Origin of the sequence: Vibrio sp. 2304 (genome assembly GCF_033339475.1) — a bacterium.
Lineage (GTDB): Bacteria > Pseudomonadota > Gammaproteobacteria > Enterobacterales > Vibrionaceae > Vibrio > Vibrio alginolyticus.
The window spans coordinates 1-604 of the sequence record NZ_JAWOUQ010000084.1 but is presented as its reverse complement, the minus strand read 5'-3'; the positions used below and the strand labels follow the sequence as shown (position 1 = coordinate 604).

1 protein-coding gene is annotated in these 604 nt (G+C 44.9%); it reads right to left on the bottom strand.

Annotation, left to right across the window (positions count from 1 at the left end; genetic code table 11):
• Nucleotides 1–5: 5 nt before the first annotated feature.
• Nucleotides 6–461: a DoxX family protein gene (locus tag R7P64_RS24380; RefSeq protein WP_025502236.1), complete on the bottom strand. Its 456-nt coding sequence runs from the start codon at nucleotides 459–461 to the stop codon at nucleotides 6–8.
• Nucleotides 462–604: the final 143 nt, after the last annotated feature.

Sequence of the window (604 nt, the reverse complement as noted above, 5' to 3'; positions counted from 1 at the left end):
TTTTTCTATCTGACGAATTTGTCTTTTAGCAATCGGTCGAGCGAAAATGGACCGCCTCCCCACAGCATCACAATCAAAATCATTAACCCCCAGAGTTGATGGTCATGGAAACCTTTCTCCCACAGTAGTGGGTAGGACAGGACAGCGATAATGTTGAATACAAACAACATGGCAGCGATAGGGCGAGTAAACAATCCAAGCGCTAAAAAGACCGGAAGAACTAACTCTGCGAATGTGCCTGAATAGGCGGCAAATTCCCAAGGTAGCAACGGAACTTGATACTCAAATTCGAATAAGTACAAGGTGCTATCCCATGAAGCAATTTTGATAAGGCCGGAATTAAAAAACACCCAAGCGACCCATAAACGGCAAAACAGCAGCAACAACGGCATTGCGTGAGTTTGTAAGCTGTTGGTGTATTCGTCGTAGCGGCTAATCAGGCTTTTAACAGAATCTGTCATCGTATCCTCCTTACGCGGTTTGCAGCGTAAAACCTTCAATCAGGTCAAGCGTCATGATTGGATTAAGATGAGCGAGTAATGGCCCAGGAATATCGCTCAAACATTGCTTTTGTTCCAAGCTGGCAAGCAATTGATAGGCTTCG